This is a genomic window from Pseudoduganella buxea, assembly GCF_009720835.1.
GTDB classification, from domain to species: Bacteria; Pseudomonadota; Gammaproteobacteria; order Burkholderiales; family Burkholderiaceae_D; genus Rugamonas; species Rugamonas buxea.
The window spans coordinates 17446-27327 of record NZ_WNKZ01000082.1 but is presented as its reverse complement, the minus strand read 5'-3'; the positions used below and the strand labels follow the sequence as shown (position 1 = coordinate 27327).

At 65.7% G+C, this 9882-nt stretch carries 8 protein-coding genes; 5 read left to right on the top strand and 3 right to left on the bottom strand.

The window, feature by feature from the left end:
- Positions 1-142 precede the first annotated feature (142 nt).
- A complete protein-coding gene (locus GM672_RS21960) occupies positions 143-1027 on the bottom strand; it encodes a GGDEF domain-containing protein (RefSeq protein WP_155472667.1) in 885 nt (294 codons plus the stop codon).
- 277 nt (positions 1028-1304) lie between these two features.
- Here GM672_RS21960 and GM672_RS21955 point away from each other — a divergent pair, with 277 nt between their 5' ends.
- From GM672_RS21955 to GM672_RS21945, 3 genes are all read left to right on the top strand, one after another.
- Positions 1305-3833, top strand: a complete 2529-nt coding sequence (locus tag GM672_RS21955) for a TonB-dependent receptor (protein ID WP_155472666.1) — start codon at positions 1305-1307, stop codon at positions 3831-3833.
- On the top strand, positions 3833-4720 hold the full coding sequence (locus GM672_RS28980) for a response regulator (RefSeq protein ID WP_211517406.1): 888 nt from the start codon (positions 3833-3835) through the stop codon (positions 4718-4720). The genes GM672_RS21955 and GM672_RS28980 overlap by 1 nt, the downstream gene beginning before the upstream one ends.
- Before the next feature lie 268 nt (positions 4721-4988).
- On the top strand, positions 4989-5981 hold the full coding sequence (locus GM672_RS21945; RefSeq protein WP_155472665.1) for a diguanylate cyclase domain-containing protein: 993 nt from the start codon (positions 4989-4991) through the stop codon (positions 5979-5981).
- A gap of 156 nt (positions 5982-6137) precedes the next feature.
- On the opposite strand, the gene GM672_RS21940 is transcribed toward GM672_RS21945, so the two are convergent.
- Positions 6138-6557 carry a hypothetical protein gene (locus GM672_RS21940; protein WP_155472664.1) on the bottom strand — a complete coding sequence of 140 codons (420 nt, stop codon included), beginning with the start codon at positions 6555-6557 and terminating at the stop codon, positions 6138-6140.
- Positions 6558-6764: 207 nt separating this feature from the next.
- Here GM672_RS21940 and GM672_RS21935 point away from each other — a divergent pair, with 207 nt between their 5' ends.
- Positions 6765-8396: a response regulator gene (locus GM672_RS21935; RefSeq protein ID WP_170300187.1), complete on the top strand. Its 1632-nt coding sequence runs from the start codon at positions 6765-6767 to the stop codon at positions 8394-8396.
- A 100-nt stretch (positions 8397-8496) separates the two neighbouring features.
- Here the strand turns inward: GM672_RS21935 and GM672_RS21930 are convergent, their stop codons facing one another.
- Positions 8497-9012 carry a hemerythrin domain-containing protein gene (locus tag GM672_RS21930; RefSeq protein ID WP_155472663.1) on the bottom strand — a complete coding sequence of 172 codons (516 nt, stop codon included), beginning with the start codon at positions 9010-9012 and terminating at the stop codon, positions 8497-8499.
- A 157-nt stretch (positions 9013-9169) separates the two neighbouring features.
- Here GM672_RS21930 and GM672_RS21925 point away from each other — a divergent pair, with 157 nt between their 5' ends.
- Positions 9170-9868: a sensor histidine kinase gene (locus GM672_RS21925; protein ID WP_155472662.1), complete on the top strand. Its 699-nt coding sequence runs from the start codon at positions 9170-9172 to the stop codon at positions 9866-9868.
- Positions 9869-9882 lie beyond the last annotated feature (14 nt).

The window sequence follows — 9882 nt, the reverse complement described above, 5'->3', positions numbered from 1 at the left end:
GGCCCGGCCGGCATCGGCGCGGCCAGGCCGGTACCGCGCAGCAGCGTCGCGTCCGGCGCATCGCGGCTGCGCGCGTAGTCGAGGATCTGCGCCGGCTGCAATTGCGCCGGGATGGTGGCATCGCTGGCGAGCCGCCACGCGATCATGCGGTGGCCGTGTCGATGCGGCGCGCCAGGTCGGCCAGCACGGCATCGACGCCGCCGGCGCCGCCGGTCGCCAAGGCGGAGGCGCCGGCGCAGCCATGCCGCAGGGTCAATGGCAGGCGCACGGTGCCGGCGTGATGGTGCATCCCTTCGACCATCGCGCACAGGTGCGAAGCCACGCCGCGCGCGGCCTGCTCGTCCAGTCCCGGCATCAGCACGGCGAAGCGGTCGCCCGCGTAGCGGCACAGCAGGTCGTCGTTGCGCAGGTTCAGCAGCAGCATATGGCTGACCGCCTGCAGCACGCGGTCGCCCTCGGCCCGGCCGTGTTCGCGGTTGATGGCGTGGAAGCGGTCGATGTCGAGCAGCACCAGTGCGCACTGCCCCTGCGGGTGGGCAGCCTGTTCGCGCCGCAGCTGCTCGCGCAGGTAGGCCGCGCCGGCCAGCTGCGTCACCTTGTCGAAGCCGCGGTGCTGGCGGAACAGGCGCTCGCGCTTTTGCAGGTGCTCGGTCAGGCGCTCCTGTTCCTGGCGCCAGGAGAACAGGCCGGCCGTCAGCACGGCCATCCCGGCCGGCACCAGCGCTTCCAGGGCGTTGTCCCACAGGGCCGCCTTGTCGACGCGGTAGAACTCGTCCAGGCAGTCGGCCCAGGAGCCCAGCATGATGGCGCCCAGCCCCAGCGCCAGCAGCCGCGTCACCCGCCCGCCGGGCCGGCTGGTCAGCACGATCAGGGTCCAGGCCAGCGCCACCAGCGCCGTGCCGCCCTCGCCGACGATATCCATGATCCGCCATTCGGCCACCTCCTTGGCCACGCCGAAGACGGCGTACATCAGGAAGCAGGCGCCCAGTGCGGCGGCGACGATGACGGCATGGCGTTGAGCGGGCATGGCAGGGCAAATCGTGGTCGGACCGGCAAGGGTAAGGGCGCCGCATGACGGCATGATGACAAGGCCGCCGGGTGCAAACGGCTCACCGAAAGACGGGCGAGGCCCTGCGTTGCGGCCCCCGGCCCCTGGTCCCCGGCAAGGGCCCGGGTCATTTCAGCTCATTTGCTGTCGTTTGCTCTCATTTGCCGGGGAAAGCGCCGCAGGCCGGGCGCACCTGTCATGGAAACGTCACATGGCCTGCCTAGAATCCGCCCCACTTCAACCACCAGCACAGACCATGCGACCCACCACTCCGGCCATTCGCCTGACCATCCTTGCCGCCAGCATCATCGCCGCCCTGCCCGGCCACGCCGCCGACGCACCGCCGGCCGACGACGCATTGCTGGCCGGCGCCGTCGTCATCTCCGGCCAGCGTGCCAGCCTGGCGCGCGCCATCGCGGCCCAGGAAAAGGCCGACCATATCGTCAGCGTCGTCAGCAGCGACGATATCGGCGGCCTGCCCGACAAGAACGCCGCCGAGGCGCTGGCCCGCCTGCCCGGCGTGGCCGTGCAGCGCGACCAGGGCGAAGGCCGCTACGTCACCGTGCGCGGCCTGGGCCCGGACCTGAACGCCGTCACCATCAACGGCGCGCTGGTGCCCTCGCCCGAGGCGGGACGCCGAGCCGTGGCGCTGGACGTGCTGCCGGCGGGCCTGATCCGCACCCTGGAAGTATCGAAGACCCTGACGCCGGACCAGGACGCCAACTCGCTGGGCGGCACGGTGGAAGTGAAGACGCTGTCCGCCTTCGACCTGCCGGGCACCCAGCTTGCCATCAGCGCGGGCGCAAGCCATGACGACAACACGGGCAAGACCAGTCCATCGGCCGGCCTGCTGTGGGCCCGGCGTTTCATGGACGGCAAACTGGGCGTGGCCGGCGGCCTGTCGGGTGAAAAGCGAAAGTTCGGCTCGGACAATGTCGAGACGGGCGGCGCCTGGAGCGACGACGGCCTGGAAGGCTTCGAACTGCGCGACTACCTGCCCGTGCGCGAACGCTATGCGGCCGCGCTGAACGTCGATTACCGCCCGGCGGCCGGCAGCAGCTACGCGCTGCGCACCTTCGCCAGCCGCTTTTCCGACGACGAGGTGCGCGACCGCCTCACGGTCGGCAACGTCAAGAACGACGCACTGGCGGATGGCGTGACCGATACGGCCCGGGTCGAGCGCCGCCTGCGCCAGCGCAAATATACACAGGAGATCCGCTCGCTGGTGGCCAGCACCGAGCAGCAGTGGGACGCCTGGCAGCTGCACGTCGAGGCTGCCGCCAGCCGGGCCGACGAAGACACGCCGGAAAGCATCAACGACGCGCGCTTCCGGGGCACCGCCAACTTCGCCGGCATCGGCTACACGAACGGCGAACGGCCGCACCTGCTCGCCCCCGCATCCGTGTACGACCCGGCCAGCTTCGCGCTGAACGGCATCACCCTGCAGCAACGCGATTCCAACGACCGCGAGAAGCACGCACGGTTCGACCTGACCCGAAAGTTCGACGTGGCCGACTGGCAGGCGGCAATCAAGGGGGGCATGAAGGCGAGCCGCCGCGACAAGGACAACGATACCAACCAGTGGGCCTACAACAGCAGCAAGGCATCGAGCGGCAACTACTGGGGCGCCGGCGCCACGTCGCTGGCCGGCTTCACCGGCGGCCAGGAGCTGGACTATCCGCTGGGCCGCATCGGCACGGCCATCGACGCCGCGACGGTGCGCGCCCGCGTGGCCAACCTGCCGCGCGCCGGCGCAAGGCTGGCAGCCGAATCGGCGCTGGACGACTACGCGATGCACGAGGATATCGACGCCTTCTACCTGCAAGCGACCCTCGCTAGGGGCCCGTGGTCCTTGCTGGCCGGTGCCCGTGCCGAACACACGCGCTTTGCCGCCAGCGGCAAGCAGGTAGCCGAGGACGACATCACGGACCGCCACAGCAAACAGTCGTACACGAACTGGCTGCCGACCCTGCAGGGCCGTTATGAACTGGACGCCCACACCAGCGTGCGGGCCGCCTGGACCAATGCCGTCGTGCGCGCCAACTTCAGCCAGCTGGCGCCCGGCATCAGCCAGGACAGCGCCACCGAGGCCACCATCGGCAACCCGGACCTGGCGCCGCTGCGGGCCCACAACCTGGACCTGGGCATCGAGCGCATCCTCGGTACCGACGGCACGGTATCGGCCTATGTCTTCCACAAGGCCATCCGCGACTTCACCTACGCCACCAACCTGGCCGGCAGCGGCGCCTGGGCCGGCTACACGACGGCCACCTCGTACGCCAACGGGGACAAGGCGTCCGTGCGCGGCATCGAACTGGCCTGGCACCAGCCATTGCGCATGCTGCCGGCACCGTTCAACGGCCTGCTGGTCGGCGTCAACGGCGCCTTCACTGATGCCAAGGCCGATATCGACAGCTTCGACGGCACGGCGCGGCGCGGCCGCCAGATCCGCATGCCGGGGCAGTCCGACCGCGTGATGAACCTGATGGTGGGTTACGAGCGGGGACCCATGTCGGCCCGGCTGGCCCTGAACTACAAGTCGCCCTACCTGCTGGAGCTGGGCGAGGACGTGCTCGATGCATCGCAGGACCGCATCGTCGACGCGCAGAAGCAGCTCGACCTCTCGCTGGCCTGGCAGCTGACGAAGCGGGTCCAGCTCACCTTCGAGGCGGCCAACCTGAACGACGAGAAGTATTACGTCTACCAGGGCACGAAAGAACGCAATGTGCAGTACGAACAATACGGCCGCACTTATAAAATCGGCCTGAAAGCGAGCCTGTTCTGATGAAAACCACCTTCCTGTTCCTGATGCTCGCCGCAGCCGGCGCCATGGCCGCGCCACCGGCATCCACCCGCGCCGCCCACGACCTGGCCGCGCTGCCGGACGGCGGCTGGCTGGCCCTGGACCGCCACGCGCTGAAGCTGCTGCGCCCCGATGGCAGCGAGGCCGCCAGCATGCCGCTGCGGGGCCGCCAGCTCGATGTGCGTACCGGCGCGGCCGGCACGCTGGCCGTCGTCATCGACGCCAACCTGGAACGCGCCCAGCCCCTGCGGGTGGAAAACGGCCGGCTGGTCCACCTGCCGCCGCTGCCGGCGCCCGGCTTCGGCATCGAGGCGGCCTGCCTGTACCGCGACGGCCAGGCGCTGGACCACCTGTTCCTGATCGGCAAGGACGGCCAGGCCGAGCAATGGCTGCTGGGCGCGCAGGGCCACCGCCAGGTGCGCCGGCTGGCGCTGCCGCCGAAGGTCAAGCACTGCCGCGTCGACGATGCCACGGCCACGCTGTTCGTCGCCGAGGAAGACTTCGGCCTGTGGGCCTACAGCGCCGATGCGGAGGGCCCAGGCGGACGCGAGGCCCTGGCCCTGGCTGCGCCGCTGGGCAACCTGAAAAACGGTCCCGAGGCGCTGGCACTGCTGCCGCGCGTGCGTCCGGAGCTCGTCATCAGCGACATCGGCATGCCCGACATGGACGGCTTCGAGCTGCTGGCGCAGCTTCGCGCCGCCGGGATGGCCGGCGAGGGTGCCATGCCCGTCATCGCGCTGACAGCCTTCGCCCAGCCGGAAGACCGGCTGCGGGCCCTGCAGGCGGGTTTCCACGACCACCTGTCGAAACCGGTCGAGCCGGCCGAACTGATCGCAATCGTCGGGCTGGCTGCGGTGCAACGTAAATAGCTTCAAGCAATCTGTTGTTTTTTGTGTACGCCGCGACCAAAATACAACGAATATTTACTAGAAACACGATTTTTGCCCGGCTTCCTACTGTCTCACGCGGCAATGTCCTACAAGAAACTCCCGCGAATTTGATACACTTCAGCATCTGAAAATTCTTCTCCTGGAAAAGAATTTTTCAATACGTGCGACGCAGCGAACCCTGCGGCGCTACACTTGGTGTTCCGCTCCAGGCCGAAGAAACGCCGGAGCCCGTAATGCGAGATAATCTATGCCCAGCCCAGATGAGATCCTGAATGCCAAGATCCTGGTGGTGGACGATTGCGCGGACAATGTCGATCTGATGCTCGAGATCCTGCGCGAAGCCGGCTACACCGATGTCACGGCCACGATGCTGCCCGATCAGGTATGTGCCCTGCATCGCCAGCATTGCTATGATCTGATCCTGCTGGATTTGCAGATGCCGGGGCTGAACGGTTTCCAGGTCATGAAAGGCCTGAAGGAAATCGAACAGGACGGCTACCTGCCCGTGCTGGCCCTGACGGCCCAGCCCAGCTTCAAGATCGCGGCCCTGGAGGCCGGCGCACGCGACTTCATCAGCAAGCCCTTCGACCTGCTCGAAGTGCACAAGCGCATCCACAATATGCTGGAGGTGCGCCTGCTGTACAAGGAGCTGGCCCAGTACAGCAAGAAGCAGCAGGAACTGGCGCTGCACGACCCGCTGACGGGCTTGCCGAACCGCCGCCTGCTGGAAGACCGCATCGAAACCACCCTGCAGCATGCATTGCGCAACGGCCGCAAGGCAGCCGTCATGTACCTCGACCTGGACGGCTTCAAGTCCATCAACGACACGCATGGCCACGCCTATGGCGACGAGATCCTGAAACTGGTCGCCCAGCGGCTGGTGGGCTCTTCACGCAAGGAGGACACGGTGGCGCGCGTGGGCGGCGACGAGTTCGTCATCGTACTGGGCGAGGTTTGCGGCCTGAACGATGCCCGCGAGCCGGCGTCGAAGCTGATCGAAGTGGTGTCGGAGCCGTATATCGTGCAGGGCCTGACCCTGCGCCTGTCGACCAGTATCGGCATCGCCCTGTTCCCGGACGACGCCAATACCGTGGGCGACCTGATCCACGCGGCCGACAACGCCCTGTACGACGCCAAGCGCTCGGGCAAGAACCGGTTCTGCGCCGCGCCCGGCAGCACGAAGGCCGCCGTCGGTGCCCTGCCCCCTCAGCTGAAGAGCGTGGCGACGACGGCCGCCTGAACGCAGGACATGCGGAGCCGCCGGCGAGGCGGCTTTTTTTCGTCCATGGACATGACATGACAAATGGCCGGGGCCGTTTGCAAAACGGCCCCGGCCATATAAATGTCGATGTCGACGCCGCGCGCAGCATGCGCGGCGCTGTGATGCCGGGTGCGCTTAATGCGCGGCCGCTTCCCGCTCCTTGCCCGTCTCCGTCGATTCCTCGACTTTCGATGCGTGCTGGTGGTCGGTGTGGGCGTCGACCTTGTCCGGTGCGACTTCGATGCGGGTGATGCCGGAGTCGACCGAGATGGGGTCGCTGGCGGGGAAGGTCATTTCGACGGCGTCGTCCAGCAGGTCTTCCTTGGCTTTCTCGGCCGGCTGCATCTGCTCTTCGTCGGCCAGGGTCGTGATGGCGACGGCCCACTTGATGAAGTTCAGGTTGGCCAGTTCGCGCACGGTCGTCACGTTGAACGCCTGTTGCAGGGCCTTGGCATCCTTCTCGCTGACACCGCGCAGTGCACTGACGGGCGCATCGGCCAGATCCTTGAAGCATTTGCCCAGGTGTTTATTGTCTACGACGGTATCGATATTCATGGTGGGTCCTTTCGTTTTGAATTGCCATGGTGTCTACGCTTTCAATATGGCATGACTTACCCCCTGCTGTATGTGCGCAATCGAACAATTCAGACGCCGTTCCGTTGCCGCCGGGACTTTTGACTTTGCGATATGCTGTTGCTATGATCGTCCGGTTGTTTGTCTGACAGTATTGTTTTTACGACGCGATAACGAAACTAAAATAACGTGCCTAAATTGGACAAACCCAAGATTCTCGTCGTTAATGATGACGCCAACAGCCTGTTTGCCCTGATGAGCTTGCTGGCACAATGGGCAGAGGAAGAATCGTACGAGGTCATTGCCGCGCGCAGTGGCGAGGAAGCGCTGCGCCAGGTCCTGCTGCACGATTTCGCCGTCATCCTGCTGGACGTGAACATGCCGGGAATGGACGGCTTCGAGACGGCCGAGGCGATTCACCAGCGGGGCCGCTCGGCCAATATTCCCATCATCTTCATCACCGCCTTCGTGGCCGACGAACTGGACCGCCTGAAGGCCTACCAGCGCGGCGCCGCGGATTTCCTGTTCACGCCTGTTATTCCACAGATTTTGCACGCCAAGATTTCCGTCTTCGTCGCGCTGGCGATGAAGAACGAGGAATTGAAGAAGCAGGCGCGCCAGCTGAGCCAGCGCACCAATGATCTCATCAGCAGCAACAAGCGGCTGCTGCAGGAAATCGAGGAGCGCAAGACGGCCGAGCGGCAGAACCATGCAAAGGACGAGTTCCTTGCCATGCTGGGCCACGAGCTGCGCAACCCCTTGTCCGCCATCAGCAGCGCCGCCTCGCTGATCGGCCTGCCCGGCGTGTCGGTGGACGGCGCCGCGCGCGCCAAGAAGATCATCCAGCGCCAGAGCCAGCACCTGGGCCGCATTGTCGACGACCTGCTCGACCTGTCGCGTGCCATGTCCGGCAAGATCCTGCTGAACCGCGCCCCACTCGACCTGGTGGCCCTGATCGGCAATTGCCTGGAGACTTACCGCGCCACGGGCCGCACGGCGGATTATCATGTCAGCGTGGAGCTCGAAGGAGGCTGGGTCGAAGGCGACTCGACACGGCTGGAGCAGATCTTCTCCAACCTGCTCGACAACGCGCTGAAGTACACGCCGCCCGGCGGCGCCATCGATATCGTGATGGAACTCGATGGCGACGACATCGTGCTGACCGTGCACGATACGGGCGTGGGCATCTCGGCCGAGCTGCTGCCGCATGTGTTCGATGTGTTCGTGCAGGGTACCAGCACGCTCGATCGGGCCCAGGGCGGACTGGGGATCGGCCTGGCGCTTGTGCGGCGCCTGGTCGAACTGCATGGTGGCAGAGTGGAAGCCGAAAGCGCGGGGCCCGGTGCGGGCAGCACGTTCTCGCTGCGCCTGCCCCGAACCGAACGTATAACCGAAACGAAGACACGAACCATGGATACCAGCGAACCCGGCAAGCCCAATGTGCTGCTGATTGAAGACAACGACGACGGCCGCGAAATGATGGCGATGATGCTGGACTGCTACGGCTACGACGTCGAACATGCCGCCGATGGCCTGGCCGGCATCGAGAAGGCGCTCAGTTACCGGCCCGACGTGGCGCTGGTCGATATCGGCCTGCCCGGCATCGACGGCTACGAGGTGGCGCGGCGCCTGCGCGCGAACGACGCCACGCGCGCTATCCGGCTGATCGCGCTGACGGGCTACGGCCTGGCGGAAGACCAGCGCCGCGTACTGGAAGCGGGCTTCGACATGCACCTGGTGAAACCGGTCGATATCGAAAGCCTGATGAAGGCCATCGGCAACCTGACGGGCAAGTCCGGCAGCACGACGCCGGCGGCCTGAAGCGATACCTCGGCCACGTCCACGTGTGACGCGGAGGCCGCGCAGGCCATAAACGCGAACAGCCTGGCGCAAGCCAGGCTGTTCGGGTCACAGGGACGACTTACAGGCGTGGCTGGGTGCCGGCAGCAGCCTTGGTCGACAGCATCGGCTCGGGCGGAATCATGTCGATTTCGTCCTTGCGGGCCTGGATCTTCTGGCCCAGCTCGACCATGTCGAGGTCGGCCTTCTTCGCCTTCGGGAACATCTCTTCTTCCTCTTCCTGCACGTGGTGGTCGATGTACTCGCCCAGCACCTTGACCTTGGCGTCGTACAGGTCGTCATGCGGATCCATGCTGCTGATCTGGGCGATCAGATCCTTCGCGGAAGCGTGCTCGACAGTGGCTTCGTCGACCAGGTCTTCGCTCTCATCGAACGCACCGCGCACGGCCGGATAGAAGATTTCCTCTTCTGCGATGGCGTGCTTGGTCAGTTCCAGGCAAATCTTGTCGGCCAGCTTCTTCTTGCTGGCAAATGCGCGGTCGCCCAATCCATCGTATTCTTCGAACATCGCCTTCACTTCGTCGTGGTCCTTCTTCAGCAGGGCGATTGCATCTTGCGGCTTGGCTGTGGCACTCATGGCTGCTCCTTGTTGTGTCGGTTGGGTGATGGCTTCATCTTGTCAGTTTTACAGCGCGCCGTATGTGCGGCAGTTCACGATGGTGCCGGTGCGACATTTCCTTAAAACCTCATGTATCATCGGAATGTTACCGATTGCATACAATAAAAAGCCCACCATGTCCGAATTTGCACCGGAAAATCACGATGACGCGGCCCGCGTCGCCGAGCTCAGTGCCCTGCTGGGTCACGTCAATACCTGCTGGGACAACGAGCGCCGCGCCATGGCGCGCCAGCTGCACGACAGCGTGGGCTCGTCGCTGACGGCCCTGACCATGCACCTGGGCCTGCTGACGGCCAAGCTGCCCGAGGAGCCGCCGGCCCTGCGCGAGCGCGCCGCGCAGATGAAGAACCTGCTGCACACGATTATCGAAAACAACCGGGGCATGCAGCACAAGCTGTGGAACGACAAGCTGGAGTTCCTCGGCATCAAGGTCGCCTTCAGCGAACTGGTGCTGCAGTTCGGCGAGAAGTACCGCGTCACGGCCCGCTACAGCCTGCCCGAGGACGAGCCGGCCTGCTCGCGCGAGCACGGCGTGGCCCTGCTGTTCACCCTGGAGGAAGGCCTGCGCAACGTGGCAGCCCACGCCAATGCGACGGAAGTGGACGTGATCCTGGACGATAACGAAGACGAGATGATGCTGACAGTGCGCGACAACGGCTGCGGCCCCGGCACCACCGATCCGGCTGCGGACAAGTTCGGCCTGCGCCTCGTGCGCGAGCGGGCCCGCCACCTTGGCGGCACCCTCGACCTGAAAGCGCACCCCGACGGCGGCTGCGTATTGACACTGATCCTGCCGAAGACGCCGGCGGCCTGAGGCCGCCCTTCCCC